The 25,491-nt window shown below is 64.5% G+C and carries 28 protein-coding genes; 10 read left to right on the top strand and 18 right to left on the bottom strand.

Features of this window, described 5'->3' with window-relative positions:
* The first annotated feature begins 30 nt into the window (after positions 1 to 30).
* From GGR17_RS05815 to GGR17_RS05805, 3 genes are all read left to right on the top strand, one after another.
* Positions 31 to 804: a DUF6478 family protein gene (locus GGR17_RS05815; RefSeq protein ID WP_054537739.1), complete on the top strand. Its 774-nt coding sequence runs from the start codon at positions 31 to 33 to the stop codon at positions 802 to 804.
* Between the two features lie 20 nt (positions 805 to 824).
* A complete protein-coding gene (locus GGR17_RS05810; RefSeq protein ID WP_328705643.1) occupies positions 825 to 1,196 on the top strand; it encodes a hypothetical protein in 372 nt (123 codons plus the stop codon).
* 198 nt (positions 1,197 to 1,394) lie between these two features.
* Entirely contained in the window at positions 1,395 to 2,300 is a 906-nt protein-coding gene (locus GGR17_RS05805) for a LysR family transcriptional regulator (protein WP_054537741.1), read from the top strand.
* Between the two features lie 35 nt (positions 2,301 to 2,335).
* On the opposite strand, the gene GGR17_RS05800 is transcribed toward GGR17_RS05805, so the two are convergent.
* From GGR17_RS05800 to GGR17_RS05790, 3 genes are all read right to left on the bottom strand, one after another.
* Positions 2,336 to 3,298, bottom strand: coding sequence for an OmpA family protein (locus GGR17_RS05800; protein WP_054540275.1), 963 nt, complete (start codon positions 3,296 to 3,298; stop codon positions 2,336 to 2,338).
* A gap of 173 nt (positions 3,299 to 3,471) precedes the next feature.
* The gene (locus GGR17_RS05795) at positions 3,472 to 4,185 is read right to left on the bottom strand and encodes a GNAT family N-acetyltransferase (protein WP_082386491.1); all 714 of its coding nucleotides are present in this window, start codon (positions 4,183 to 4,185) and stop codon (positions 3,472 to 3,474) included.
* Positions 4,182 to 4,913: a competence/damage-inducible protein A gene (locus GGR17_RS05790; RefSeq protein WP_054537742.1), complete on the bottom strand. Its 732-nt coding sequence runs from the start codon at positions 4,911 to 4,913 to the stop codon at positions 4,182 to 4,184. Before GGR17_RS05790 ends, GGR17_RS05795 begins: the two co-directional genes overlap by 4 nt.
* 45 nt (positions 4,914 to 4,958) lie before the next feature.
* On the opposite strand from GGR17_RS05790, the gene sfsA reads away from it, so the two are divergent.
* Positions 4,959 to 5,675 carry a DNA/RNA nuclease SfsA gene (gene sfsA, locus GGR17_RS05785; protein WP_054537743.1) on the top strand — a complete coding sequence of 239 codons (717 nt, stop codon included), beginning with the start codon at positions 4,959 to 4,961 and terminating at the stop codon, positions 5,673 to 5,675.
* 51 nt (positions 5,676 to 5,726) lie between these two features.
* Complete coding sequence (gene map / locus GGR17_RS05780) at positions 5,727 to 6,551, top strand: type I methionyl aminopeptidase (protein WP_054537744.1); 825 nt, start codon at positions 5,727 to 5,729, stop codon at positions 6,549 to 6,551.
* On the opposite strand, the gene rsmD is transcribed toward map, so the two are convergent.
* Positions 6,548 to 7,114, bottom strand: a complete 567-nt coding sequence (gene rsmD, locus GGR17_RS05775) for a 16S rRNA (guanine(966)-N(2))-methyltransferase RsmD (protein ID WP_054537745.1) — start codon at positions 7,112 to 7,114, stop codon at positions 6,548 to 6,550. The two genes, map and rsmD, sit on opposite strands and share 4 nt — an antisense overlap.
* Entirely contained in the window at positions 7,111 to 8,319 is a 1,209-nt protein-coding gene (locus GGR17_RS05770) for an NAD(P)/FAD-dependent oxidoreductase (protein WP_054537746.1), read from the bottom strand. Before GGR17_RS05770 ends, rsmD begins: the two co-directional genes overlap by 4 nt.
* 87 nt (positions 8,320 to 8,406) lie before the next feature.
* Here GGR17_RS05770 and GGR17_RS05765 point away from each other — a divergent pair, with 87 nt between their 5' ends.
* Entirely contained in the window at positions 8,407 to 8,892 is a 486-nt protein-coding gene (locus GGR17_RS05765) for a peroxiredoxin (protein WP_054537747.1), read from the top strand.
* A gap of 37 nt (positions 8,893 to 8,929) precedes the next feature.
* Here the strand turns inward: GGR17_RS05765 and GGR17_RS05760 are convergent, their stop codons facing one another.
* The 7 genes from GGR17_RS05760 to GGR17_RS05730 form a co-directional block, all read right to left on the bottom strand.
* A complete protein-coding gene (locus GGR17_RS05760; RefSeq protein ID WP_255353363.1) occupies positions 8,930 to 9,760 on the bottom strand; it encodes a mechanosensitive ion channel family protein in 831 nt (276 codons plus the stop codon).
* Positions 9,757 to 10,050, bottom strand: a complete 294-nt coding sequence (locus GGR17_RS05755) for a 4a-hydroxytetrahydrobiopterin dehydratase (RefSeq protein ID WP_037206824.1) — start codon at positions 10,048 to 10,050, stop codon at positions 9,757 to 9,759. Before GGR17_RS05755 ends, GGR17_RS05760 begins: the two co-directional genes overlap by 4 nt.
* Positions 10,047 to 11,231 carry a GNAT family N-acetyltransferase gene (locus GGR17_RS05750; RefSeq protein WP_054537748.1) on the bottom strand — a complete coding sequence of 395 codons (1,185 nt, stop codon included), beginning with the start codon at positions 11,229 to 11,231 and terminating at the stop codon, positions 10,047 to 10,049. Before GGR17_RS05750 ends, GGR17_RS05755 begins: the two co-directional genes overlap by 4 nt.
* Positions 11,232 to 11,282: 51 nt before the next feature.
* The gene (locus GGR17_RS05745) at positions 11,283 to 12,053 is read right to left on the bottom strand and encodes a glycerophosphodiester phosphodiesterase family protein (RefSeq protein ID WP_054537749.1); all 771 of its coding nucleotides are present in this window, start codon (positions 12,051 to 12,053) and stop codon (positions 11,283 to 11,285) included.
* Positions 12,050 to 12,514, bottom strand: coding sequence for a RidA family protein (locus tag GGR17_RS05740; RefSeq protein ID WP_037206819.1), 465 nt, complete (start codon positions 12,512 to 12,514; stop codon positions 12,050 to 12,052). The genes GGR17_RS05745 and GGR17_RS05740 overlap by 4 nt, the downstream gene beginning before the upstream one ends.
* A 65-nt stretch (positions 12,515 to 12,579) precedes the next feature.
* Positions 12,580 to 13,887 (bottom strand): HlyD family type I secretion periplasmic adaptor subunit, encoded by a 1,308-nt coding sequence (locus tag GGR17_RS05735; RefSeq protein WP_054537750.1) that lies wholly within the window; start codon positions 13,885 to 13,887, stop codon positions 12,580 to 12,582.
* Positions 13,884 to 15,626, bottom strand: a complete 1,743-nt coding sequence (locus tag GGR17_RS05730) for a type I secretion system permease/ATPase (RefSeq protein ID WP_054537751.1) — start codon at positions 15,624 to 15,626, stop codon at positions 13,884 to 13,886. The genes GGR17_RS05735 and GGR17_RS05730 overlap by 4 nt, the downstream gene beginning before the upstream one ends.
* 184 nt (positions 15,627 to 15,810) lie before the next feature.
* On the opposite strand from GGR17_RS05730, the gene GGR17_RS05725 reads away from it, so the two are divergent.
* Both GGR17_RS05725 and GGR17_RS05720 read left to right on the top strand, forming a co-directional pair.
* The gene (locus tag GGR17_RS05725; RefSeq protein WP_082386492.1) at positions 15,811 to 16,542 is read left to right on the top strand and encodes an MlaA family lipoprotein; all 732 of its coding nucleotides are present in this window, start codon (positions 15,811 to 15,813) and stop codon (positions 16,540 to 16,542) included.
* Positions 16,532 to 17,137: an MlaC/ttg2D family ABC transporter substrate-binding protein gene (locus GGR17_RS05720; RefSeq protein WP_037206813.1), complete on the top strand. Its 606-nt coding sequence runs from the start codon at positions 16,532 to 16,534 to the stop codon at positions 17,135 to 17,137. Before GGR17_RS05725 ends, GGR17_RS05720 begins: the two co-directional genes overlap by 11 nt.
* Positions 17,138 to 17,149: 12 nt before the next feature.
* Here the strand turns inward: GGR17_RS05720 and GGR17_RS05715 are convergent, their stop codons facing one another.
* Positions 17,150 to 19,306, bottom strand: coding sequence for a transglycosylase domain-containing protein (locus GGR17_RS05715; RefSeq protein ID WP_054537753.1), 2,157 nt, complete (start codon positions 19,304 to 19,306; stop codon positions 17,150 to 17,152).
* Positions 19,307 to 19,569: 263 nt separating this feature from the next.
* Between GGR17_RS05715 and GGR17_RS05710 the strand changes: the two genes are divergently transcribed.
* Together GGR17_RS05710 and GGR17_RS05705 are read left to right on the top strand one after the other, a co-directional pair.
* Complete coding sequence (locus tag GGR17_RS05710; RefSeq protein ID WP_037206811.1) at positions 19,570 to 19,908, top strand: P-II family nitrogen regulator; 339 nt, start codon at positions 19,570 to 19,572, stop codon at positions 19,906 to 19,908.
* Positions 19,909 to 19,936: 28 nt separating this feature from the next.
* Positions 19,937 to 21,259, top strand: coding sequence for an ammonium transporter (locus tag GGR17_RS05705; RefSeq protein WP_037206809.1), 1,323 nt, complete (start codon positions 19,937 to 19,939; stop codon positions 21,257 to 21,259).
* Between the two features lie 178 nt (positions 21,260 to 21,437).
* Here GGR17_RS05705 and GGR17_RS05700 read toward each other — a convergent pair whose 3' ends face one another.
* The 5 genes from GGR17_RS05700 to dapA all read right to left on the bottom strand — a co-directional run bounded on the left by GGR17_RS05700 (position 21,438) and on the right by dapA (position 25,435).
* Positions 21,438 to 22,622, bottom strand: coding sequence for an amino acid aminotransferase (locus GGR17_RS05700; RefSeq protein ID WP_369817419.1), 1,185 nt, complete (start codon positions 22,620 to 22,622; stop codon positions 21,438 to 21,440).
* 5 nt (positions 22,623 to 22,627) lie between these two features.
* Positions 22,628 to 23,479: a 3-mercaptopyruvate sulfurtransferase gene (sseA, locus tag GGR17_RS05695; RefSeq protein ID WP_037206806.1), complete on the bottom strand. Its 852-nt coding sequence runs from the start codon at positions 23,477 to 23,479 to the stop codon at positions 22,628 to 22,630.
* 104 nt (positions 23,480 to 23,583) lie between these two features.
* Positions 23,584 to 23,874: a hypothetical protein gene (locus GGR17_RS05690; protein ID WP_054537755.1), complete on the bottom strand. Its 291-nt coding sequence runs from the start codon at positions 23,872 to 23,874 to the stop codon at positions 23,584 to 23,586.
* A 119-nt stretch (positions 23,875 to 23,993) separates the two neighbouring features.
* Positions 23,994 to 24,470, bottom strand: a complete 477-nt coding sequence (gene smpB, locus GGR17_RS05685; RefSeq protein ID WP_037206899.1) for an SsrA-binding protein SmpB — start codon at positions 24,468 to 24,470, stop codon at positions 23,994 to 23,996.
* A gap of 89 nt (positions 24,471 to 24,559) precedes the next feature.
* On the bottom strand, positions 24,560 to 25,435 hold the full coding sequence (dapA, locus tag GGR17_RS05680; RefSeq protein ID WP_054537756.1) for a 4-hydroxy-tetrahydrodipicolinate synthase: 876 nt from the start codon (positions 25,433 to 25,435) through the stop codon (positions 24,560 to 24,562).
* Positions 25,436 to 25,491: the final 56 nt, after the last annotated feature.

The raw sequence follows: 25,491 nt of genomic DNA, 5'->3' as shown, positions 1-25,491 counted from the left end.
ACCTTCTGAGCGGAGACAAGGCAAGGCGGAATGGCGGCGAAGTTCGATTCTCTCTTTGACCGGCTGGTGCAGCGGCGCAGCTTGCGACGTTGGACTGTGGCGGCCGACCATGCCGGAGAGCTTGACCTGCAGTCGCTGCGCGCGTTGCGGACCCGTGCCCGGCAGCTGCGCCGGCAGGTGAACCGGCTGATCCATGTGGCCGACGGCCGGCTTGCCCTGCCACTTATCGGCTCGAACGCCTTTCAGCGACCGATGGGTTCTGACTGGGCCTATCGCCCCGAACTGTGGCGTGGCCCGCTGGATTTGCCGGGTGCGGCGGCCGTGGAAAGCAAAACCCAGATCGGGCAGGAAGCCGCCATTTTCCACGATTGCAAGGTTTCGGAACTGACCATCCGGCAGATTCGCAACACGCGCGAGGAGGATCTGGCGCCGTTCGGCCTGCGGATGGATGTCTTCCGTTTCGACGGCTCGTTCCTGTCGCTCGTGATCGAGCTGCCGCCGGACGCCGCGCAGGGGCTGAAACGTCGCCATCTTGTGCGGCTCGATACGATCGTGGAAATGGAAAAGCCGCTGGAGATCTTCGCCCGGCTGAACATCAAGCACGGGCCGAATGTGGAACAGATCGTACGTGAGCTGCCGCTGACCGCCGATGATGTGATGGTCGAATTCGATCTGGCCTATACCAAGCTGAACGAAAAACGGGTCGAGCGCATGTGGCTGGATCTGATCTTCGAAGGGCCCGAAATGAACCAGATCATCCTGCGCGACGTGGCGTTGAGCCGGCGTCCGCGGGCAGAGCTTTGACAGGGGGCGGGATGAGCGGAATGGAGCTTGCGAAAACGCGGATACGCGCGGGTGTGTGGGAAGGCGTTCTGACCGTCTCCGGGCCGCACCGCAGCCTTCCGCAGATCGAAGTGCTGCATCTGGAGACACCGCTCGAGGGCGTGTTGGTGACGGCGGATGACAGCACGCCTGACAGCTATCAGGTGAAGGTGCCGATTCCCTCGGCTCTGTTGTCGGACGGGGTGCAGACCTTTCTGATTCGCACCGCCGGCGATGGCCAGACGCTGGGCAGTTTCACCATCGTCACCGGCGAACCGCTGGAGGATGACATCCGCGCCGAGATGGATCTGCTGCGCGCCGAGCTGGACATGCTGAAGAAGGCCTTCCGCCGCCATTGCCTGGAAACGATGTAGCGCGGGGCCGGGCCATTCGGGGCCGCCCCGAAATATCTGCGCCAATGTCGCAATCTGGCCGCAAACCGGGCCCGCCGGCGTTTCCCCCACCATGACGATCCGCATCAATACCGCAGTATTGTCGGTCGGTTTCCGCATTCTCGCCTGATTTGGCCGCCATAACCTGCGGCAACAATGCGTGTGTTCGAAGGGCTTGAAATGGATCGACTGACCGAAATGGAAGCGTTCGCCACGGTAGTGGATCAGGGTGGTTTCACAGATGCCGCCAAAAAGATGGGGATTTCGAAATCCGCCGTCTCAAAGCATGTATCCTCGCTCGAGGCGCGGCTGGGCGCGCGACTTCTCAACCGGACGACGCGCCGCGTCAGCCCGACCGAGATCGGCCTTGCCTATTACGACCGGGCCCGCCGCGTTCTGAATGACGCGGGCGAGGCGGATGCGCTTGTCACCTCGATGCAATCGGCGCCTTCGGGCCTGCTGCGCATCTCTGTCGCCACGGATTTCGGGGTGAACCACCTGTCGCCGATTCTGGGCGACTTCCTTCAGGAATTCCCGGAAATCACCGTGAACATGGTTCTGAACAACCGCTATGTAGAGCTGATTTCCGAAGGCTTCGACATGGCGATCCGCGTGGGTGAGCTGGAAGACAGCACCCTGCGCGCGCGTAAGCTGACCGACACGTCAAAGCGGATGATCGGCGCGCCGTCGTATTTCCAGAAATACGGCCGGCCGCAGAAGATCGACGATCTGAACGAGCACAAGCTGCTGCATTATTCCAACCAGTCGAGCGGCAATGTCTGGAAGCTGACAGCGCCTTCGGGTGAAAAGCGTCAGGTCCGCACTGCGGGGTGGCTGACGGTGAATGACGGCCAGTCGCTGTTGAACGCCGCGATCTCGGGGCTGGGCATCGCCTATCTGCCCAATTTCCTGTTCCGCGACGCGATGGAACAGGGGTTGGTGGAAGAGGCCATTCCCGACCTGCCGCATGAAAACCTTGGAATCTATGCCGTTTATCCGCCGGGCCGGTTTACCCAGCCCAAGGTGCGTGCCTTCATTGATTTTCTGGTGACGAGCTTTGCCAACAAGACACCCGACGCTTGGTAGTCGGGCCGGTTCTCGGAAGAAAGACGAGGGATTGGTTAGCGGGTCGAGGTCAGGATGACTTCGACCCGTCTGTTTTCGGTGCGGCCCGCGGCGGTCTCGTTGCTGGCCAGAGGTGCGAGATAACCTACGCCCTGTGCCTTTACACGGTTGGCCGACACGCCGAATTCATCGACAAGCCGGCGCACGACCGATCGCGCGCGCCGTTGCGACAGGGCGATATTGCCCTCCAGCCCGCCAATGGCATCAGTATGGCCGACCAGAACCACCGAATGCTCGGGATGGGCCAGAAGATAGCTGGCCAGGGAATCGAGCGATTGGAAATTGCCTTCGCCCAGTTCGGATGACCCGCTGCTGAATTCCAGATCTTCCAGAACCGCGCGGCCGTAGGCCTCGAGCTGTGTATTCACCGGGGTGGACATCAGGTCGGGGCCGGGGGGCAGCGCCGCCGCCTCGGGCTGCGGGGTTTTCGTCGACACGCTGAAGGCCGTGGCCGTATCTTTCTGCTCGGGGCCGACGCGCATCACCTGAACGAAGCATTTCAGCGACGACCGGCTGACCACGAGGCTGACATATTCAGGCTGTTCCGCGCCCATGCGCCGGGCCGACAGGAAACGGTAATCGCCGAGATCGACATGCATCTGCGGCTCGGGCAGCACGTCCGTGGCATAGCGGAAATCGAAGCCGCCGCAGGCGTCGGCATCGCATTCGAACAGGATCTCGAACCCCATATCCCGAAGCTGTTGCCGCAGCGGGGCCAGTATCTGCAGCGTGGTCATCCCGCTGGTGCGGATCTGCCAGGCCTGCCGCGTCACCTCTCCCTCGGCGCTGATTGCCTCTATCCGGTCGTCCTTCCACGGGCCCACCGGAAGCCGGTAGCTGGCCAGCGGATCGACCTGTTCGACCGCCCGGATGGCGGAATGCGGGAATTCAAGGCTCTGCGCGGCGGCGGCAAGGGGCAGCAGCGCAATGGCAGAGGAGAGCAGGGTGGCGCGGATCATCATCCCAAACTCCCGCACAGGGCGGCGCAGTAGTGCATGGCTGAAACATGGGCATCAAGGCGCGCACAGGGGCTGAAATGCACCTGTGTCTGTTTGCTCGGCGGCCAGACCAGATGGCCCGGCACGATTGCGTTTTTGCCTTTGTTCTTCACATGCCCGGCCTCGTTGGGCCCTCACCCGATCCTATAGTGATAGTGTCCCACATCCCGCATCCCCAGGGAAGCATAGAGGGCACGCGCGGGCGCATTTGCCGCTGTGACAAGCGCGCAGAACGTGGTTGCTCCATGATCTTGCGCCCAGAAAGCCGCCTCTCTCATCATATTGACGGCGGTTCTTTGCCGACGCTGCGCCTGTGTGACCGAAACCGCGTGAATCACGGCGATTCCCTGATGAATCGCGACAAAACCCGCCCCGGCCGCGCGATCATTGACCCGGCCCAGCACGGCGGTTTTCGGCCCCGTCACCCGGTCCATCACCGCCAGCCGTTCCGGCCCGATCCCGGTTTCGGCCCAAAGCTCTTTCATGATCGCCAGCGGTTCCCAGATCGTAAAGGTCGATGTGGCGGGCGGATGTTCGGTGGCGATGGCGGCCACCGGCGCGGCGCAGATCACCACCGGATCGATCAGGCGATAGCCGGCGCCGGCCAGCAGGCTGTCCAGCGCGGCGTCGCCGTCACGGATCATGAACAGGGGGGGCTGACCCAATGCGCGCATGGCGGCCTCGGCCGCCGGGATGTCGTCCTGCGTGATCGGGGCATGGGCAGTGGCGGCCGAGACACGCTTGCCGCCGCCCCGGCCTTCGCGGATCGTCCAGGGGCCAGGCGTGTGCGTGCTGGCCGGGGGCCATGTCGCCTCTGCCGCGTCGTAGAACGCTTTGATATCCGTCAAATCACCGCCTCTGGGAACAGCTCGGCAAGCCGGGCCATCGCCGCGTCGATCATCGCCGCGTCGCTGCCCCGGACCACCACATTCACGCCAAAGGCGCCGTCGCGCTGAAACGGGTAGGAGCCGATGGACAGCGCCGGGAATTCATCCGCCAGCGCGGCAAGCTGCGCGGCGATCTCTCCCTCTCCACGGTCGACGCGGATGCTTTGGCTCAGCAGCGGCGCGCCGCCCGTCAGTGTCGGCAGGACAGAGGCCACCATCGCCTGAAAAATCACCGGCACCCCGGCCATCACATGCACGTTTTCCAGCGTGAATCCCGGTGCCGCGGAAATCGGATTGTCGATCAGCGTGGCGTCTTCGGGGATACGCGCCATGCGCAGCCGGGCCTCGTTCAGCTCTGCGCCGGAGGCTTTGTAATGCGTCTCGAGAATCGCGCGGGCGTCGGCGCGCACGTCGATCGGCTTGCCGAAGGCGGCGGCGATCGCCTCTGCGGTGATGTCGTCATGGGTGGGGCCGATCCCGCCCGAGGTGACGACCGTGTCATAGGCCGCGCGCAGGGCGTTGACGCCATCGATGATTGCCTGCCGGTCATCCGAAACGATCCGCACCTCTTTGAGGGCGATGCCGTGTTTCGTCAGCGCGCCGGCAAGATAGTGCATGTTGGCATCACGCGTGCGCCCTGACAGGATTTCATCCCCGATCACAAGCATTGCAGCGGTTGGGTTGGACATGGCGTGCTCCTTGTCGTGGCATGTCTGTGGGTATAGGTGGCGCCCATGCGCTTTCAAACCCCTCTTGTGCCCGGCCGGCTGATCCGCCGCTACAAACGCTTTCTGGCCGATGTGCGGCTGGAGACCGGGCAGGAGGTGATCGCCCATTGCGCCAATCCCGGTTCGATGATGGGCCTGTCCGATCCCGGGCTGCGGGTCTGGCTGGAGCCGAATGACGACCCGCGCAAAAAGCTGAAATACGGCTGGCGGCTGGTCGAACATGCCGACGGGCATTTCACCGGGGTTGATACCGGTGTTCCGAACCGGGCATTGCGCGCTGCGTTGGAAGCGGGGCAGGTGGCCGGGCTGCCTGTTGGCGGAACGCTGCGGGCAGAGGTGAAATACGGCACCAACAGCCGCATCGATTTCCTGCTCAGCGAACCGGGCGGCCCCGATACCTATGTCGAGGTCAAAAGCGTGACGCTGAGGCGCCGCGGCGACTGGGCCGAATTTCCCGACAGCGTGACCGCGCGGGGCACCAAACACCTTGAGGAGCTGACGCGCATGGTGGCCGAAGGCCATCGCGCCGCGATGCTCTACCTTGTCCAGCGCACCGATTGCACCCGGTTCCGGCTGGCCGGAGACATTGATCCGGCCTATGCCCGCGCCTTCGATGCGGCCCGCGCGGCAGGGGTGCGGATGCTGTGCCTCGGCACACGGATTTCACCAACCGGGGTCGAGGTTGCGGGCCCCCTGCCGGTGGATCCGGCGCCCCAAGGCTGAGCCCGCCTCTGGCGTTCGGCGGAAATCGACACTATCTATCGGGAAAGCAGGATGGAGAGCCCATTGGATGAAGGCGCGCGAGGCCGTCTGACGAAAGACGGTATCAGAATTTACGAAGCCGGCGATTTTGCCGGGATGCACGAGGCTGGCCGGCTGGCCGCCCGGATCCTGGACGCGGTGACGCCGCTTGTGGTGCCCGGGCAGACCACCGGCGAGATCGACCGTTTCATCACCGAGCAGGTCGAAGAGGCCGGGGCGACCTCGGCCACCATCGGCTACAAGGGCTATCAGCACGCCTCGTGCATTTCGATCAACCATGTCGTCTGCCATGGCATCCCCGGCGACAAGCGGCTGAAGGATGGCGATATCCTGAACATCGACGTGACGGTCATTGTCGATGGCTGGTTCGGCGATACCAGCCGGATGTATGTGGCGGGCAAGCTCAGCCGCAAGACGGAGCGGTTGATCCAGGTCACGCATGACGCGCTGTTCAAGGGGATCGAGGCGGTGAAGCCGGGCAATACGTTCGGCGATATCGGCTATGCGATCCAGAGCTTTGTCGAAAGTCACCGGATGAGTGTGGTGCGCGATTTCTGCGGCCACGGTCTGGGCCGGGTGTTCCATGCCCCGCCCAACGTGCTGCACTACGGCCGCCCGGGCACCGGGGCCGTGCTGGAAGAGGGCATGTTCTTTACTATCGAGCCGATGGTCAACCTCGGCCGCCCCGAAACCAAGGTGCTGGCCGATGACTGGACGGCGGTCACCCGCGACAAATCGCTTTCGGCACAGTTCGAGCATTCGGTAGGCGTTACCGCCACGGGGTGCGAGATTTTCACGTTGTCGCCGGCCGGCCGGTTTCACCCGACCTGGGGCTAGGGGCCGACCGCTCGCATCAGGGTGATATGCGTATCCCCGTATTTGCGCCGGTCGAGCAGTTCGTACCCCTCGGGCACGTCCTGCGGCGCGTTCTCTTCCCAGACCACGAGCGCCCCGTCGGCCAGCCACCCGCCCGCGCGGGCGGCGGCCAGCGCCTTTTGCCCCAGCTCCTTGCCATAGGGCGGATCGAGAAAGATCAGATCGAACGCCGCATCGCGGTTTTCGCCCAGCCGTGTTGCATCGCGGCGGTTGAGCGCGGTTTCGGCCTGTGCGCGGCATTTCTCCACATTTTCGCGGATCAGCGCGCGGGCTTTCACGCCATCGTCCACGAAGGTCACATGGGCCGCGCCGCGCGACAGCGCCTCCAGCCCGAGCGCGCCGGTGCCGGCAAACAGATCCAGCACCCGCGCGCCGGTCAGCGGATCGCCGTAGCCGCCGTTCACAAGCAGGTTGAACAGGCTTTCGCGCACCCGGTCGGATGTTGGGCGCAGATGCGCCGCGGCATCGCCCTTGCCGACGGAGGCCAGCGTCAGGCCGCGGTGCCTGCCCGCAATGATCCTCACGCCTTGAGCAGCTCCTTGAGGTCGGTCTCGGGATCGGCAATGGCCGTCGGAGAGGGGGATTTCCCCTGCTCCAGCATGCGTTTGCCGATCATGTAGGCGCGCGGATCGTTCATCGCATCCACTGCCAGAAGCGTGTCACCGGCATAATACCAGTTGGATTGCGCCGCGCCCGCGCCCGGGCGGACGACCACGTTGTCATAGCCGGTGTTCAGCCCGGCGATCTGCAGTTTCACGTCATACTGATCCGACCAGAACCACGGATAGGGCATATAGGGCTTTTCGGCGCCCAGCATGTTCGCGGCGACGAGTTCGGCCTGTTCGATGGCATTCTGCACGCTTTCCAGCCGGATGCGCCCGCCCTTGTAGGGGAATGACGCGCAATCGCCCGCCGACCAGATCGACGGGTCCGAGGTGCGGCCGAACGCATCGACCGCGATGCCGTTGTCGATCGTCAGCCCCGCTGCCTCGGCGAGCTCCGTTGCCGGTGTGACCCCGACGCCGGCGATGACGAAATCAAGCTCCAGAATGGTGCCGTCGCTCAGCTCGGCGCCGGTGACGCGATCTTCGCCCAGCAGCCGGGTCAGCCCGACCCCTTCGCGCAGGTCCACGCCATGCGCGCGGTGCAGATCGCGGAAGAAATCGGATGTCTGGGGCGCCGCCACCCGCTGCAGGATGCGGTCGCCCATTTCCACCAGCGTCACCTGCAGGCCGAGCTTGGCGGCAACCGCCGCCGCCTCCAGCCCGATATAGCCGCCGCCGACGATCAGAACGCGGGCGCCTTCGGTAAAGGCGGGGGCCATCGCATCCACGTCGGCCAGGTTGCGGACAACATGCACACCGTCAAGCTCGCCGCCGATGCTGCCGGGCAGCCGCCGCGGCACCGATCCGGTGGTCAGGGCAAGCTGGTCATAGGGGATGGCGGCACCGCCTGCGATCACCACCTTGTCCTTGCGGTCGATCGCGACAGCGGTTTCCGACAGGTGCAGGGAAATTCCATTGTCGGCATAAAAGCTTTCGGGCCGAAGGTAGAGCCGTTTCAGCTCCAACTCGCCCATGAGATATTTCTTGGAGAGCGGCGGACGCTGATAGGGGGGGGCGGCTTCCTCGCCGACAAGCGTAATGGCGCCGGCAAATTCGAGAGAGCGCAGTTTCACTGCCAAGGCGCTGCCCGCCTGGCCGGCACCTATGATAACAATATTCGACATATGAGATGCCCCTTAAGTCTGGTCCGAAGTCCGGCGCACCCTATACTTTGCGGTGATGGCAAGGCAATCCGTGAGGGGGAACGCGCAATGACAATTTCGGTTGGAGACAAGCTGCCCGATGCGACGATGGTGACGATCGGGGAAAACGGCCCCGAACCCGTAGAGCTTTCGGCGAAGCTGGCCGGGCGCAAGGTGGTCGTGTTTGGCCTGCCCGGCGCCTATACGACCGGCTGTTCGACCGTGCACCTGCCAAGTTTCATACGCACGGTCGACCAGTTCCGCGACAAGGGTGTGGACGAGGTGATCTGTGTTTCGGTGAACGATCCGTTCGTGCTGGATGCCTGGGGCCGGGAGACAGGCGCGAAAGACGCGGGGATCACCTTTCTTGCCGATGCCGACGGCAGCCTGACACGGGCGCTGGACATGGCGTTTTCAGCGCCGCAATTCGGGCTCTATGGCCGGTCCGGCCGCTATGCGGTGGTGGCGGATGATGGGGTCGTGACACTCGCCCATATCGACGAGCCCGGCGTTTGCGACGCGTCCACCGGCGAAAGCCTGCTGGAGGCGATGTAGCCGGCCGGGGCACCCGCGCAAGGGCGCCCCGCCACCGTCACGCCTCGGCGCGGACGATCGTCTGCGTGGGAAAGGGGATTTCCACCCCCGCAGCATCGAAGCTTTCCTTCACCGCGCGCGTCAGGTCGAATTTCAGGTTCCAGTAATCGGCCATGTCGCACCAGACCCGCACGGTGAAATCCACCGAACTGTCACCCAGGTTCGAAACCTTCACGAAGGGCTCGGGATCTGTTTTCGCCCGTATGTCGCTTGCAATGCACTGGCGGATCACCTGTTCCGCCTGCTTCAGGTCCGAACCGTAGGAGACGCCGAAAACCAGATCGCAGCGCCGCTGCGCGTGGAAGGAATAATTGGTGATCGAGGATGACCAGACATCGCCGTTCGGCACGATGATCTGCACGTTATCGGGTGTCGTCAGCTCGGTGAAGAACAGGGACACTGCCGAGACCGTCCCCGCTTCCCCGGCCGCCTCGATGTAGTCGCCCACCTTGAACGGGCGAAAGCCGATCAGCATGACCCCCGCCGCCAGGTTCGACAGCGTGCCCTGCAGTGCCAGGCCGATGGCCAGACCGGCGGCACCGATCAGCGCGACCAGCGATGTGGTCTGGATGCCGAAACGGCCCAGAATGAAGACGATCGCGAAGACAATGATCGCATAGCGCGCCAGACTGCCCAGAAAGCTCATCAGCGTCGGGTCGAACCGCGGGTTGCGTAGCGGCAGTTCCGTGATCCGCCGTTTGGCCGTGCCGCTCAGCCAAAGGGCCAGAATGACGATCACGAAGGCATAAACCAGGTTCAGCCCCGCGCCGATGACCCATGCGATGTTTTCTTCCAGAAGTTCGGTCAGGTCTTGCAGATCAAGGTTCACGCCAGCTTGTCCATCTTTGTTGCCAGTTTCACATCACGTTCGGATAACCCATCCACGTCATGGCTGGAAAGGGTTACGTTCACCGTCTTGTAGACATTGAACCATTCGGGGTGGTGGTTCCACTTCTCCGCCCAGATGGCGACGCGGGTCATCCAGCCGAAGGCGTCGATGAAGTTCGGGAAGGTGAAGGTTTTGGTGATGGCGTCGCGCCCCTCCACCATCTGCCAGCCCGCCGCCAGCAACGGGGCAAGCGCGGTGGCGCGTTCCTGCTCGGTCAGTTTTTCGTTCATTCGTCCTCCGAGAGTGTTTTGCGGAATGGGCCGTAGCTGGTCAGCACTTCGATCTCTTCGTCCACGGCCTCGCGTTCGGCCTTCAGATAGTCGGCGATGGCGCGGGCAAAGCTGTCATCAGCCACCCAGTGCAGCGAATGCGTGGCCACGGGCAAATACCCGCGCGCCAGCTTGTGCTCGCCCTGCGCACCGGCCTCGACCCGCGACAGCCCGTGGGCGATGGCAAAGTCGATGGCCTGATAATAGCAGGCTTCGAAATGCAGGCAGGGGTGATCCTCGATCGCGCCCCAATAGCGGCCGTAGAGCGTGTCGCGCCCGATGAAGTTCAGCGCGCCGGCGATCGGGCGCCCGTTGCGTTCGGCCAGCACCAGAAGGATGTCGTCGCGCAGCACCTCGTGCGCGATGTCGAAAAACGCGCGGGTCAGGTAGGGGGTGCCCCATTTGCGCGATCCGGTGTCCTGATAGAAGCGCCAGAACGCATCCCAGTGTTTGGGTTCGATCTGGTCGCCGCTCAGCGCGCGGATCGTGCCGCCAAAGCCCCGGGCCGTGGCACGCTCTTTCCGGATGTTCTTGCGCTTGCGCGACGACAGCGAGGCAAGGAAATCGTCGAAGCTGCCGTAGCCCGCGTTTTCCCAGTGGAACTGTTGGCTGATGCGATGCATCAGCCCCATCTTTGTGCCCGCCTCGGCCTCTGCCTCGGTGCAGAAGGTGCAATGCAGCGATGATACACCGTTTTGAAGCGCGAGCTTCACCGCGCCCTGAACAAGGGCCGGCAGCGCAAGCTCTTCATGCCCCGGGCGCAGCAGAAAACGGCGCCCGGTAGCGGGGGTGAAGGGCACGGAGATCTGCAGCTTGGGGTAATACCGGCCCCCCGCGCGCTCATAGGCATGGGCCCAGTTATGATCGAAGATATATTCGCCCTGGCTGTGCGATTTGGCATAAAGCGGCGTCGCGCCGATGGTCACGCCCCCCAGCCGCGCGATCAGATGACGCGGCTGCCAGCCGGTGCCGGGCCCGACCGATCCGCTGTCTTCCAGCGCCTTCAGAAAGCGGTGCGTGGTGAACGGATCGTACGGCCGCCCGCCATCCGCCGTTTCGGGGCAGGCGCAGGCGTCCCACTCCTGTGCCGGGATGTCGGCCAGGCTGGTCAGCACGTCAATCTCGATCCGGGTGTCCCGCATGGGCCCTTTGCCTTGGTTCCTGCTTATTACTTGTGCCGCACTGCGGCGCGGTCAAGCGTCGGGATGGGCGGCGGCGTAGCCCTCGAAGGTCACGTTCTGCGCGATCCGCCGTGCCTGCGCCTCGGCCTGGGGCGAGCGGATCGTCCAGCACAGCACTGCGGCACCGGCTGATTTCAGCGCCGCAACGCGGGCGCGGCCAAGGTCTTTCGCGTTGTGGCTGATGAACGAGGCACCGACCGCATCGAAATCGGCGATCGCGCGCAGCAGGGCGCGGGTGGCGCGGGGCAGGCGCGGCCAGTCCTTCATCTGATAGCCGCAGGTTGTCAGCCCGCGCGGGAGATCGCGCGCGGCCTCGGCCAGGGTGGCCACGGCATGCGGGTTGAACGACATCAGCGCGACATCCCCGCCATAGCCGCGCAGCACGGCGGCGACGGCCCGTTCCAGCGCGCCCACCTGCGGCCCCATCGCGCCGTCCTGATCCTTGATCTCGATCAGCAGGGGCACGCGGCCCGCCACCTCTGCCAGCACCTCGGCCAGGGTGGGGATGCCCTCGTCGCCGCCCAGCAGGCCGATCTTGGCCAGTTCGGACGCCTTGCGCTGCCGGATAGCGCCCTTCGCGCCGGTCAGGCGCTTCAGATCGTAATCGTGAAACACCATCGGTTCGCCATCGGCGGAGGGCTGAATATCGATCTCGATCCCATAGCCGGCGGCCACCGCCGCCCGGATCGCGGCGCGCGAATTTTCGGGCCGGCCCGCCCTGATGTCGTGAAAGGCGCGATGCGCGACGGGGTGGCGCAGAAAGGACGGGGGCAGGGCGATCATCTGATCTGGAAGATCCCCTCGATCTCTACCGCCACGCCGAAAGGCAGCGACGCGGCGCTGACGGCCGAGCGGGAATGGCGGCCCGGCTCGCCCAGGGCGGCGACCAGAAAATCGGAGGCGCCGTTGATCACCTTCGGCTGGTCGCCGAAATCGGGGGTGGAGTTGACGAAACCGGTCAGCTTGACGACGCGGAGCAGCCGTTCCAGATCGCCGCCGCAGGCCGCCTTGAGTTGCGCCAGCAACCCGATGGCGCAGGTCTTTGCCGCCTGCGCGCCCGCCTCCACGGCCATATCCGCGCCCAGCTTGCCCTTGATCAGCCCGTTTTCATCCATCGACACCTGCCCCGACACGAAGACCAGATCGCCGGCCATGACATAGGGCACGTAGTTGGCCGCCGGGGCGGGCGCGTCGGGAAGTGTTACGCCCAGCTCCGCCAGCCTTGCTTCGAATCCACCGCTCATCCTGTCGCTCCTTCTTGCATTCGCGCGAAAGCTAGCGGGGCGGGGCGGCGTGGGAAACCCGGAAATCAGGTCTCGCGGAAGGCCCGGTTGAAATACTCCGCCAGCGGCTTGACCAGATAGGCCAGCGGCGAACGGTCGGCGGTGCGGATGAAGGTTTCCACCGGCATGCCCGGCACGATCTTCAGCTCGCCCAGCTTGTCGGCCTCACCCTCGCTCAGGATGATCTCGGCCCGGTAATAGCTTTGCTGGGTGCGGTCATCCACGAAGGCGTCGGCCGACACTTTGGTGACCTGTCCGAAAAGTTCCGGTGTGGTGCGCGCGTCGAAGGTTGCGAACCGCAGGTTCACGGGCTGGCCCACGAAGACCTCATCCACGTGAATCGGATCGACGCGGGCGGCGATGACCAGCGGCCGGTCTTGCGGTACGAGATACAGCACCGGTTCGGCCGCGCGGATCACCGAGCGGGGGGTGAACACCGTCAGCCCGTAGACGATGCCCGACACCGGCGCGCGGATTTCCAGCCGGTCAAGCTGTTCGAGCAGGGATTGCCGGCGCTCGGCCAGCTCCAGCTCGCGGTACTGCAGTTCGCGCAGCTCGGTGATCGCCTCCTCGCGGCGGGTCGTCTGCAACTTCAGGATCTCGATGTCCAGCTCGGTGATTCGCCCCTGCGCCTGCGCGACAGAGGCGGTCAACTCGCCGACCTCGCCGCGCAGCCGGGCCTCTTCGCGCTGCAGCGACAGCACGCGCGAAGCCTGGGCGAGGCCCTTGTCCAGCAGGCCTTGCTGGGTTTCCAGCTCCTGGCGGATCAGTGCGAGCTGGCTTTCCAGCGCGTCTTGCTGGGCGACGATGCCGATCACCTGATCGGCGATCTGGCCACGGCGTTTCTCAAGCTGCGCGCCTTCCTTCGCGAGGGTTTCGGCGCGGGCGGCGAACAGCCGGCTCTGGCCATCGGTCAGTTCCTGTACCTCGGGGCGGGTCGCGGCGATCTCCATCAGGTCATCGTCGAACCGCACCGATGGCGCCCCGTCGCGCTCGGCCCGCAGCCGCCCGCGCCGGGACATCAGTTCAAAGAGCTGGCTTTCGACGATGGACAGTTCGGAATGCAGCAGCGACGCGTCGAGCGCGATCAGCACGTCGCCCGCTTCGACCAGGTCACCCTCTTCCACCTCGAGCCGCGCCACGACGCCGCCGTCGGGATGTTGCACCACCTGCCGGTTCTGGTCCACCTCGACCCTGCCGCTGGCCACGATCGCGCCCGAGATGCTGGCGACAACCGACCATGTGCCGAACCCGCCGATCAACAGGGCCAGCGCCAGGAACCCGATCAGAAGCGGCCGGCGCGCGGGCCAGGGTGTTGCGTTGGGGCGGGTCATGAGACACCTCCGGTGCCGGTGGATCTTTGGATATCGGAGTGGTTCTTGACCGTGCCGCGCAGCACCTCGTCGCGCGGGCCGAAGGCCTTGCGCGTGCCGCCGTCGAGCACCAGCAGCAGGTCGCATTCCTGAATGGCCGCCGGACGGTGCGCCATGATCAGGATCGACGCGCCCTCGGCTTTCATCTGGCGGATCGCGCTGTTCAGCGCCTGAGAGCCTTCGTTGTCGAGATTCGAGTTCGGTTCGTCCAGCACCAGCAGCACCGGGTCGCCATACATGGCGCGGGCCAGGCCGATACGCTGGATCTGGCCGCCCGAGAGCCGCCCGCCCGCAGTGGTCACCCGCGTGTCATAGCCATCGGGAAGCTGCACGATCATGTCATGCGCCGCCGCTTTCTTGGCCGCGGCCACCACTTTTTCGGCATCCGGCTGCAGTGCCAGCTTGGCGATATTTTCGGCGATGGTTCCGTCGAACAGCGTCACCCGCTGGGGCAGATAGCCGATATGGCTGCCCAGCACATCGGGATCGTATTGATCGAGCGTGGCGCCATCCAGCCGGATGCGCCCGCCGGCCGGCCGCCAGACCCCGGTCAGAGCCCGTGCCAGCGTTGATTTTCCCGATCCCGACGGGCCGATCACGCCCACGGCCGTGCCCGGCTCCAGGCTGAACGACACCATCCGCAACGAGGCCTGATGTTCGCCCGGCGGCACGACGGTCAGCTGTTGCACGTCCAGCTTGGCCTTCGGGCGGGGCAGGGCGGTGCGCGGTGCCTCTTGCGGCACGTCCGACAAAAGCTCTCCCAGGCTGCGCCAGCCCTTGACCGCGGTCTGCAGCAGGGCCCATTGGCTGATGGCCAGCTCGACCGGTGCCAGTGCCCGGCCGAGCATGATCGATCCGGCGATCATGCCGCCGGCGGTCATCTGCCCTTGCAGCACCAGAAAGGCGCCCAGGCCCAGCATCGCCGACTGAAGGAACATGCGCAGCGTCTTGGTGAGTACCGAAAACCCGCCGGCGCCATCCGACGCGGAAAGCTGAAGCTGCTGCGCGCGCAGCCGCGCCTGCTGCCAGCGCGAAAAGGCCGCGCCCTGCATGCCGAGGCTGCGCACGGTTTCGGCCTCTGAGCGCAGCTGCCCGGCCATGTGATCGGCCTGCGCGGCGGCGGTGCCGGCCTCGAGCACCGGGTTTCTGGTGCGGATCTGGTTCAGCAGCGCGATGATGACCAGCGTGACCCCGCCCCCCAGCGCAAGCACGCCTAGCCAGGGCTGGAACATGAAAATCGCGAGCAGGAAGAAGGGCGTCCACGGAACATCAAAAAACGCCATGAGCGCGGGCGAGCCCATCAGCCGCTGCACCGCCTCCAGCTCGCGCAGCCCGTTGCCGGAGGATTGCGTGCCCTTGGCCAGCGCCGCCTGCCGCAACACGGCGGAAAAGACCCGCCCGTCAAGCAGCGACTGGAACCGCGCCGCCGCGCGCGCCATGACGCGCCCGCGGGCATAATCCAGAAGGCCCATGATCAGAAACAGAAAGGCCACCAGGATCGACAGCGCCAGCAGGGTCTCTTCGGACCGGCTGCTGAGCACCCTGTCATAGACCTGAAGCATATAAAGCGGCGCGGTGAGCATCAGCAGGTTGACGAACGTGCTGAAGACCAGAACAGCGGCGAAAAGCCCGCTACCGGACCGCCGGGCCGCGCGCAGTTCCCTCAGGCCGTTGGACGGGTTCGAGTGTCGCTCTGCCATTCACAGTTCCGCTTCTTGCGTGCCATTGATGCAAAGACCCGCCTATGTCACCTGTTCGCCACAGCGCGCAGTTGCATCACCATTCGCTCTGGGCTTCTTTAGCCTCATAACTATGTTGCACTGATCAATGAACCCCATCTTGAGTTTTCCATTGTTTAATCCCACACAAAAATGCAACGTCCGTATGCTGCGTTGGGCCGCCGTCCTTGCGGCTGGGCTGCTTTCCGCCTGCTCGTCGCCCGAAGGGGCGGCAGAGTTTCATGATCCGTTCGAAGAGCAGAACCGCGAGGTTCACAACGCCAACCGGGATCTGGACAGGACCGTGGTGCGCCCGGTTTCGCGTACTTACGGTACGGCTGTTCCGGCGCCGGTGCGCAAGGGGGTCAGCAATTTCTCGTCGAATCTGGATCTGCCCGGCATGGTCGTGAATGACCTGCTGCAGTTCCGCCCGGTGGATGCCATGACCAATGCCGCGCGGTTCCTGTTCAATTCCACCGTCGGTATCGCCGGTCTGTTTGATCCGGCAACGTCGATTCACCTTTACGAACGGGATACCGATTTCGGCGAAACCCTGAATGTCTGGGGTTTCGGCGAAGGCGCCTATGTGGAACTGCCGCTGCTGGGTCCATCGACCGAGCGGGACGCGGTGGGCAAGATCGTGGATGTCGCCCTGAACCCGACTCGGCTGTTCCTGCCCGTGGGGGTGCGGAACACGGGCACCGGGGCGGGCATCGCCAAACAAATTGGTGATCGGTACGAGTATTCGGATACGGTCGATTCCGTCCTATATGAAAGCGCAGACAGTTATGCCCAGGCGCGGCTCTTGTACCTGCAGAACCGCCGCTTTGAACTGGGCGCCAACAGCGAATCGGAACCTGACTATGCCGACCCCTATGAGGATCTCTATGCTGAATAACCCAAGCCGCCGCGCAGCCCTGGCTGGCCTGATCGCCCTGCCTGCCGCATTTGCGCTGCCCCGTTCGGCCTTTGCCCTGAACACCGCCGAGGCCCGCGCGCTGATTGACGGGCTGGTGGCCGAAATCAACCGGGTGATCAATTCCGGCATGTCCGAAGCGAAGATGTTCGTGGCATTCGAGAATATCTTCATCAAATATTCGGATGTGCCGATCATCGCGCGCTCCGCGCTTGGCATCGCCGCGCGCAGCGCGACCCCCAGCCAGATGGAGGCTTTCACCGTCGCGTTTCGCGGTTATCTCTCGCGCAAGTACGGGCGGCGGTTCCGCGAGTTCATCGGCGGGCGGCTGGAAGTCAACGAAGCCCGCGCCGTCAAAAGCTTCTACGAGGTCAAGACCACCGCCTATCTGAAAGGCGAGGCACCGTTCGACGTGACCTTCCTCGTCTCGGACAAGAGCGGCCGGGATCTGTTCTTCAACATGTATATCGAAGGCGTGAACATGGTCGCCTCGGAGCGGACAGAGATCGGCGCGATGCTGGATCAGCGTCGCGGCAATATCGATCTGCTGACCCAGGACCTGCGAAAGGCGGGCTGAGCCGCCACAGGCTCAGCGTTTGCCCAGTATCGCGTCCAGCACCTCGCGCAGGATGCGCTCGGGCTGATTGGCCGCCGGCCGGCCCGTCGTGCGGGCCGCGGTGTTCTGCGGCGCGGGCGCGGCGACCGGCGCGGGCACATCCATCGGCAACGGTGACGCCGGCAGCCCTTCATGCACCCGTACCATGGTTTCGTGCCATATCTCCGCGGGCAGCCCGCCGCCGGTCACGCCGGTCAGCGGGGTGTTGTCGTCATAGCCCATCCAGACGCCCGCAACGTAGTCGGCGGTGAAGCCGATAAACCAGGCATCGCGCGCGGCCTGAGTCGTGCCGGTCTTGCCCGCGGCCTCGCGCCCGGGCAGTTTGGCGCGCTGGCCGGTGCCGCCTTCGATCACCTGATTCATCATGTAGGTCAGGCCGCGCGCCGCCTTTTCCGTAATCACACGCTCGCCCATGCCGCCCTGCTGATCGAACAGCGGCGTGTCATCGCCCTGAAGGCGCAGCTCGATCAGGCCATAAGGCTTGACGCTGCGCCCGCCGTTCAGGATGCCGGCATAGGCGCCCGTCATCTCAAGCAGAGTCGATTCAGAAGTGCCGAGCGCCAGCGCGGGGCCCGGCGCCAGATCACTCTTGATTCCGAATTCCGAGGCGATCACCCGCACATTCTCGCGCCCCACCGATTCCGAAACCCGGACGGCGGGGATGTTCAGCGAATGTTTCAGCGCTTCGGTCAGGGTGACCTTGCCCTTGAAATCCTTGGTGTAATTGCGCGGGGAATAGGGGCCGGAGCCGGGAACGTTGATGGTGATCGGCTCGTCCACCACGGTGGCGTTGGGCGTAAAACCAAGATCGAGTGCCGCGGCATAGACGAAGGGCTTGAAGGCCGATCCGGTCTGCCGCAGCGCCATTGTGGCGCGGTTGAAGGCGCCCGACACCCTGGTCTTGCGCCCGCCGACCATGGCGCGCACGGCGCCGTCCGCCGACATCACCACAATCGCCGCCTGCGCCTTTGATCCTTCACGCACCTTGTTTTCGAAGATGAAATTCATCGCGTCTTCGGCGGCCTGCTGCAGGCGCGGATCAAAGGTGGAGCGGATGATCACGTCTTCGGTGGTGTCGCGGGTCAGAAAGGAGGGGCCGCTTTCCATTACCCAGTCGGCGAAATAGCCGCCGGCACGGGCGGCGGCGGCGTCCGACAGCTCTGCCGGGTTGGCGCGGGCATCGGCGGCCTGGGCGGCGGTCAGATATCCCTGATCCTCCATCAGCCCGACGATTACGTTGGCCCGGTCCTGCGCGCGCTGCAGGTTGTTCGTGGGCGCGTAGGTCGACGGAGCCTTCAGCAGCCCGGCCAGCATCGCCGCCTCTGCGGCGTTCACCTTGTTCGCGGATTTGCCGAAATAGCGCTCGCTCGCGGCCTCGAAGCCGCGCGCGCCGGCGCCCAGATAGGCGCGGTTGAGATAGATCGTCAGAACTTCGTTCTTGGTGTAGCGCACCTCCATCGCCATGGCATAGACCGCCTCCTTCACCTTGCGCCAAAGCGTGGTGCGGCGGCAGTCAGCCTCATATTCCGCCTCGCTTTTCCACAGAGCGGCGTCAAAGGGCACGCCGAGGCACAACAGCTTTGCGGTCTGCTGCGTGATGGTCGATCCGCCATTGCCCGACAGCGGCCCGCGCCCTTCGCGCAGGTTGATGCGCACGGCGCTGGCGATGCCGCGCGGACTGACCCCGAAATGTCGGTAGAACCGCTTGTCTTCGGTCGCGATCACGGCGTTGCGCAGCGCGGGGGCAACGGTTTCGGCGCTGATCTGCCCGCCGAACTGATCGCCGCGCCAGGCAAACACCGTGCCGTACCGGTCAAGCAGCGTGACAGAGCCGCGTGTGCGGGCGTCGAGCAGCTCGGCCACAGGGGGCAGGGTCGAATGAAAATAGAACACCGCCGCCGCAAGCAGCATCGCCAGCACCGCGCCCATGCGCCAGGTCAGCCGCCAGACAAGGCGCAATATCCAGCCGAAAATGCTCTGAAAAAAGGCGATGATCGGATTTCGCGACCGTTTCCCGGGCTTTCTGGGGCGCCGCGCTGCCGAACGGGCCGGCTTGGCCGCCGGCTTTTTGCGGGCGGTCGGCCGGCGCTCTGCCACGAGCGCGGGTTTCTTCTTGCCTGTACCGCTCATGCGGACCTCGATTTTGTTTCTTCTGTTTGGCTGCAGGATACCCCGCCCCGCCGGATTTGTGGAGCGACGACGGCGCCCAGTTTCCGCCTTTTTATTTTGCACAAAAAACGCGCACCATGCCCAAAATGTGCAAAAGTTGTGCATGTCGTGGGCGATTCTGTCGCCAGATCGTTACACGATTTCTTGAGTCGTCGGCGGTAAGGCGTCCTTGTTGCCGACGTGAAATCCCCGCAGGGCGACCTGCCAAACGGAAGGGAAACGACGTGAAACTGATCATTGCAGCAATCAAGCCGTTCAAGCTGGAGGAGGTAAGGGAAGCCCTCACCGCCATCGGCGTACGCGGCATGATGGTGACCGAGATCAAGGGCTTCGGCTCGCAGTCCGGACACACCGAAATTTACCGTGGCGCGGAGTACGCCGTAAATTTCGTACCCAAAGTCAAGCTGGAGATCGTGGTTACCGCCGCGATGGCCGACCAGGTGGTGGACACCATCGCGACCACTGCCAAAACCGACAAGATCGGCGACGGCAAGATCTTTGTCCTCGACGTGAGCCAGGCGGTTCGTGTGCGTACGGGCGAAACGAATGATGATGCGCTTTGAGACGCTCTCGGGAAAGGATGTAATGCAAATGAAACTGACCAAGATCCTCACGCTCGGGGCCACACTTTCGCTAGTGTCGTTGCCCGTGCTCGCGCAGGAGGCCGATGTAACGCCTCCGAACGAAGAGATCGGCTATATTTTTACCACGTTCATGTTCCTGGTCACCGGCTTCCTGGTGATGTGGATGGGCGCGGGCTTCTCGATGCTCGAGGCCGGCCTCGTGCGCACCAAGAACGTGACCATGCAGCTGATGAAGAACGTTGCTTTGTTCTCGATTGCCGCGATCATGTACTATCTGATCGGTTACAACCTGATGTACCCCGGCGATGGCTGGTCCATTGACGGTGTTCTTGGCGCCTTCGCAAGCACCTCGCTCGAGCCGGTGGGCGGCAGTGCCGACACGGATCTGACCTATGCGTCGGTCGGGTCGGATTTCTTCTTTCAGCTGATGTTCTGCGCCACCACCGCGTCGATCGTTTCGGGCACCCTGGCCGAGCGGATCAAGCTGTGGCCCTTCCTGATCTTCACGGTCATCCTGACCGCGCTGATCTACCCGATCCAGGCGTCCTGGAAATGGGGCGGCGGTTTCCTTGACGCCAACTACGGCTTCCTGGACTTCGCCGGTTCCACCGTTGTGCACTCGGTTGGCGGCTGGGCGGCTCTGGCCGGCGCGCTGATCCTTGGTCCGCGTATCGGCAAGTACAAGGACGGCAAGACCGTTCCGATGCCGGGCTCGAACCTGACGCTGGCGACACTGGGCATGTTCATCCTGTGGCTGGGCTGGTTCGGCTTCAACGGCGGTTCGCAGCTGTACATGGACACGGCCGGTAACGTCGCCGACATCAGCCGTATCTTCGCCAACACCAACACGGCGGCAGCCGGTGGCGCGATCGCGGCGCTGATCCTGACGCAGGTGCTCTACAAGAAGCCCGACCTGACCATGGTGCTGAACGGCGCGCTGGCCGGTCTGGTGTCGATCACCGCCGAACCGCTGACCCCGTCGCTGGGCGCGGCGACGCTGATCGGTGCTGTCGGTGGCATCCTGGTGGTCTTCGCGGTGCCGATGCTGGACAAGCTGAAGATCGACGACGTTGTCGGCGCGATCCCGGTTCACCTGGTCTGCGGTATCTGGGGCACCCTCGCGGTGGTTCTGACCAATGGCGACGCCACCCTTGGCGGCCAGCTGATCTCGATCATCATCGTCGGTGTCTTCGTCTTCGTGGTGTCCGCCATCGTGTGGTTCATCCTGAAGATGACGATGGGCATCCGCGTTCCGGAAGAAGACGAGATCAACGGGCTCGACATGGCCGAACTCGGTATGGAAGCGTATCCGGAATTCTCGAAAGGCTGACATCCCTTCCTGTCGGTCTGAGATCAACTGCCCGGGCGTTCGCGCCCGGGTTTTTTTCATGCTTGAACGCCCGTGGCTTCTTTTTCGTGTAAATATCCCCGCCGGAGGCAAGGAAGTTTCTGTCAGGGCATCAGAGTCAATGCCTCCGGCGGGGATATTTCAGCGAAGATGAAAGCCTTCAGATACCGCAGGCGGCGATCGCGGTGGCGAGGGCCGGGACGGTGGCGGGGCTGAGGCCCGCGATATTCATCCGGCTGTCGCCCACCATGTAGATGCCATGCTCGTCGCGCAGCCGCGCGACCTGCTCCGGTTTGGCGCCCAGGCGCGAGAACATGCCGCGATGCTGGGCGAGAAAGCCGAACCTGTCGGATCCGGTTCGCGCCCGCAATTCGTCGGCCAGTTGCCGGCGCAGGCCCAGCATGGAGGTGCGGATGTCTTCAAGTTCTGCCTGCCAGTCGGCGCGCAGGGCGGGGCTTTCCAGTACCATGGTCACCAACCGCGCGCCGTGATCCGGCGGGAAGGAATAGGTCAGGCGGTTGAGCGCGGCCAGATTGCCCTGAACAACGCCCTGCGCCGCCGCATCCGGCGTCACTGCCAGCACAATGCCCGTGCGTTCGCGGTAGATGCCGAAATTCTTGGAACAGCTCGCCGCGATCAGCGTGTCGGGGCAGGCAGCCGCGACAAGCCGCGTGGCGGCGGCATCTTCTTCGAGGCCATCGCCGAAACCCTGATATGCCAGGTCAATCAGCGGCAATGCGCCGGTCTGCGTCAGCAGGCGCGCGACCTCCTGCCATTCGGGCAGGGTCAGGTTGGCGCCGGTGGGGTTGTGGCAGCAGCCGTGCAGCAGCACCACGTCGCCGGGGGCGACCCGTGCCAGATCTTCCATCATGGCGCTGAAATTCACCGCGCGGTTTTCGGCATCGAAATAGCGGTACACATTGCTGGCCAGGCCGCACTTGCCGATGATCGGCACGTGGTTGGGCCAGGTCGGGTCGGAAACCCAGACCGTGGCCCCGGGTGCGGCGCGTTTCACCAGATCAAGCGCGATGCTCAGCGCGCCGGTGCCGCCCACGGTGGCCGCCGCCGCGACGCGGGTGTGATCGACCGCATCGCCAAGCACCAGATCGCGCATCACCTTGTGAAACCCGGGATCCCCCGCGAGCGAGGTGTAGCTTTTGCTGGTTTCATCCTGCCAGAGCTGCTTTTCGGCGGCTTTCACCGCGCGCATGACGGGCGTTTGTCCGGCGGCATTGCGGTAGACGCCGACGCCGAGATCCAGTTTGACCGGGCGGGGATCATCGCGGAACAGCGCCGTGAGTTTCAGAATCTGGTCTTCGGGCTGCGGGTGCAGATGGCTCAGAATGCGGCTCATCCCTTTGCCACCTTCAGATCGCCATACATGCCCCATTCGGCCCAGGAGCCATCATAGAGCGCGTGGTTGCGATGCCCGATCCGCTCCAGCCCCAGGTTGAGGATCGCGGCGGTGACGCCTGACCCGCATGTGGTGATGGCGGGTTTCGACAGGTTGACGCCTGCGGCCTCGAATTCCGCCGTCACGGCCTGCGTGTCCTTCATCGTGCCGTCCTCGTTCAGCAGCCGTGTGAACGGCAGGTTCCGCGAATTCGGGATGTGGCCGGCGCGCAGACCGGGCCGGGGTTCGGGCACCTCGCCGCGGAACCGCTCGGCCGCGCGGGCATCGATGATTTCGTAGTCGCCCAGCTTGGAGGCCGCCGCCACCTGCGTGACGTCCTTGATCAGCCCGGCCTGGCGCTGCACGGTCATGTGCCGGTCGCGCACCATGGGCGGCAGATCCTCGACCGGGCGCCCTTCGGCCTGCCATTTCGGAAAGCCGCCGTCCAGCACCGCGATATCCGTCTTGCCCATCAGCCGGAACAGCCACCACACGCGCGCGGCCGAGAACAGGCCCAGCCCGTCATAGACCACCACCTGATGCCCGTCGCCGACGCCCATGGCGCGCATCCGGCTCATGAATTTCTCGACCGGGGGCGCCATATGCGGCAGGGCCGACCGGTGATCGCTGATCTCGTCTATGTCGAAGAAGCGCGCGCCGGGGATGTGGGCCGCCTCGTACTCGGCCTTCGCATCGCGGTTCATGTCGGGCATGTACCACGAGGCATCGAAGATACGCAGGTCCGGGTCGTTCAGATGGGCGGCCAGCCAATCGGTGGACACAAGGGTTTGGGGATCATCTGTGGGCATCTGGGCCTCCGGCACGGGCGATTGTCCGCCTTTGATTAATCTTCTGCCGGGTCCGAAGCAAGGCCGGGCGCCCGCAGGTGGTGCGGGACCCGGCCGGGGTTGTCTTACTTGGCCATCATATTCCTGACCACGCCGACCAGTGCCATCACCACGGCACCGCCAACGCCGCCCGAGGCGACCTGCCCGACGATCGCGCCGATATCCAGCCCGCCCGCCGCCGCCGCATCGGCCATGCCGCCGGTGCCGAGCGCCGCCAGGATCTGCCCGCCGATCCCGCCCCCCACGATGCCCGCGACGGAATTGCCGACCGTGCCCAGACTGAGGTTCTTCAGAAGCCCGCCGGCAACATTGCCGCCGACAGCGCCGGAAATCAGGCTGATGATGAGTTGTTCCATGATATTGTCCCTTGCCTACGGGCCAATGTCATTGTTGTTGTGTGCGAAGTCCGGCCCCCCCTTCGACCCGGACAGTATGCCACAGTATGGCGGAAACGCGGCAGGGGATGTTTGCGGGCCTATTCCCCGTGGCGCAGAAGGCGGGCCTTCTGGCGCTGCCAGTCGCGCTTGGCTTCGGTCGCGCGCTTGTCCTGATTCTTCTTGCCCTTGGCGATGCCGATCTTCAGCTTGGCAATGCCCTTGTGATTGAAATACAGCACCAGCGGCACCAGGGTCATGCCCTTGCGCTGGGTATCGCTCCACAGCCGCGCGAGTTCCTTGCGCGAGACCAGCAGCTTGCGCTTGCGCCGTTCTTCGTGCCGGAAGGTCTTGGCCTGTTCATAGGGCGGGATATAGCTGTTGATCAGCCACAGCTCGCCCTCTTCGACGTTGGCGTAGCTTTCGGCGATATTGGCGCCGCCCTCGCGCAGCGCTTTCACCTCGGAGCCATGCAGGATGATGCCGCATTCTATGTCATCCTCGATGGCATAGTCGTACCGCGCGCGCCGGTTCTCGGCGACGACCTTGTAGTTGGGGTCTGTCTTTGCATTGGCCATGGTTGCACGGATATAGGGCATCGCACCGGGCGGGGAAAGGCGGCTTTGGCATATGCCGCCCCGCCCGCCAAGGCGCCGGTGGGCGCGTGTTAGTTCAACAGCCCCGCGTGCCGCATCGCATCATCGATCTTCGCGCGGGTGGGTTCGGACACCAGAGTCAGCGGCGAGCGGACCTCTTCGGCGCATTTGCCAAGCCGCGACAGCGCGTATTTGGCTCCGGCGACGCCGGGTTCCAGGAAGATCGCCAGATGCAGCGGCATCAGCCGGTCCTGATAGTCGAGCGCCTTGGCATAGTCGCCGGCCAGCGTCGCCTCCTGAAATTCGGCGCACAGGCGTGGCGCAACGTTTGCGGTGACAGAGATGCAGCCGCGGCCGCCGTGGGCATTGAACCCCAGTGCGGTGCCGTCTTCACCCGACAGTTGAATGAAATCGGTGCCGCAGGTGATGCGCTGTTGCGGCACGCGGCTCAGGTCTCCGGTGGCGTCCTTCACCCCGATGATGCGCGGCAGCTTTGACAGTTCGCCCATCGTCGCGGGCGACATATCCACGGCGGAGCGGCCGGGGATGTTGTAGATGATGATCGGCAGTTCACAGCAGTCATGCGCGGCGGTGAAATGCGCGATCAGCCCGGCCTGGGTGGGCTTGTTGTAATAGGGTGTGACCACCAGCGCCGCATCGGCGCCGACCTTTTCGGCATGCTGCATCAGGCGCACGGTTTCGGCGGTGTTGTTGGAGCCGGCCCCGGCGATTACCGGCACCCGGCCCGCGGCGGCCTGCACCACCTCTTCGACCACCATTTCATGCTCGGCATGGCTGAGGGTCGGGCTTTCGCCCGTCGTGCCCACCGGCACCAGCCCGCGGGAGCCTTCGGCGATATGCCACTCAACCAGCGCCTTCAGCGCAGCGCGATCCACGGTGCCGTCCTTGAACGGCGTCACCAGGGCTGGAATGGACCCTCTGATCATGACACGCTTCCTCCTGTGATTCAGTGGCGTGGGGTGAGTCGCCCCATTGCAAACGC

It is taken from the genome of Actibacterium naphthalenivorans, from assembly GCF_014196965.1.
Classification (GTDB): domain Bacteria; phylum Pseudomonadota; class Alphaproteobacteria; order Rhodobacterales; family Rhodobacteraceae; genus Actibacterium_A; species Actibacterium_A naphthalenivorans.
This window is presented reverse-complemented; position numbering and strand designations above follow the sequence as displayed.

Coding starts and splice junctions, on each gene's coding strand:
- GGR17_RS05735 (WP_054537750.1), bottom strand. CDS start 13,887: ATGACCCGCCCCAACGCAACACCCTGGCCCGCGCGCCGGCCGCTTCTG.
- GGR17_RS05725 (WP_082386492.1), top strand. CDS start 15,811: ATGCTGCGTTGGGCCGCCGTCCTTGCGGCTGGGCTGCTTTCCGCCTGC.
- map (WP_054537744.1), top strand. CDS start 5,727: ATGGAGAGCCCATTGGATGAAGGCGCGCGAGGCCGTCTGACGAAAGAC.
- GGR17_RS05740 (WP_037206819.1), bottom strand. CDS start 12,514: ATGAGCGGTGGATTCGAAGCAAGGCTGGCGGAGCTGGGCGTAACACTT.
- GGR17_RS05805 (WP_054537741.1), top strand. CDS start 1,395: ATGGATCGACTGACCGAAATGGAAGCGTTCGCCACGGTAGTGGATCAG.
- GGR17_RS05815 (WP_054537739.1), top strand. CDS start 31: ATGGCGGCGAAGTTCGATTCTCTCTTTGACCGGCTGGTGCAGCGGCGC.
- GGR17_RS05770 (WP_054537746.1), bottom strand. CDS start 8,319: ATGTCGAATATTGTTATCATAGGTGCCGGCCAGGCGGGCAGCGCCTTG.
- GGR17_RS05810 (WP_328705643.1), top strand. CDS start 825: ATGGAGCTTGCGAAAACGCGGATACGCGCGGGTGTGTGGGAAGGCGTT.
- sseA (WP_037206806.1), bottom strand. CDS start 23,479: ATGCCCACAGATGATCCCCAAACCCTTGTGTCCACCGATTGGCTGGCC.
- sfsA (WP_054537743.1), top strand. CDS start 4,959: ATGCGCTTTCAAACCCCTCTTGTGCCCGGCCGGCTGATCCGCCGCTAC.
- GGR17_RS05755 (WP_037206824.1), bottom strand. CDS start 10,050: ATGAACGAAAAACTGACCGAGCAGGAACGCGCCACCGCGCTTGCCCCG.
- GGR17_RS05745 (WP_054537749.1), bottom strand. CDS start 12,053: ATGATCGCCCTGCCCCCGTCCTTTCTGCGCCACCCCGTCGCGCATCGC.
- GGR17_RS05800 (WP_054540275.1), bottom strand. CDS start 3,298: ATGATCCGCGCCACCCTGCTCTCCTCTGCCATTGCGCTGCTGCCCCTT.
- GGR17_RS05690 (WP_054537755.1), bottom strand. CDS start 23,874: ATGGAACAACTCATCATCAGCCTGATTTCCGGCGCTGTCGGCGGCAAT.
- smpB (WP_037206899.1), bottom strand. CDS start 24,470: ATGGCCAATGCAAAGACAGACCCCAACTACAAGGTCGTCGCCGAGAAC.
- GGR17_RS05765 (WP_054537747.1), top strand. CDS start 8,407: ATGACAATTTCGGTTGGAGACAAGCTGCCCGATGCGACGATGGTGACG.
- dapA (WP_054537756.1), bottom strand. CDS start 25,435: ATGATCAGAGGGTCCATTCCAGCCCTGGTGACGCCGTTCAAGGACGGC.
- GGR17_RS05730 (WP_054537751.1), bottom strand. CDS start 15,626: ATGGCAGAGCGACACTCGAACCCGTCCAACGGCCTGAGGGAACTGCGC.
- GGR17_RS05715 (WP_054537753.1), bottom strand. CDS start 19,306: ATGAGCGGTACAGGCAAGAAGAAACCCGCGCTCGTGGCAGAGCGCCGG.
- GGR17_RS05705 (WP_037206809.1), top strand. CDS start 19,937: ATGAAACTGACCAAGATCCTCACGCTCGGGGCCACACTTTCGCTAGTG.
- GGR17_RS05790 (WP_054537742.1), bottom strand. CDS start 4,913: ATGTCCAACCCAACCGCTGCAATGCTTGTGATCGGGGATGAAATCCTG.
- GGR17_RS05750 (WP_054537748.1), bottom strand. CDS start 11,231: ATGCGGGACACCCGGATCGAGATTGACGTGCTGACCAGCCTGGCCGAC.
- GGR17_RS05720 (WP_037206813.1), top strand. CDS start 16,532: ATGCTGAATAACCCAAGCCGCCGCGCAGCCCTGGCTGGCCTGATCGCC.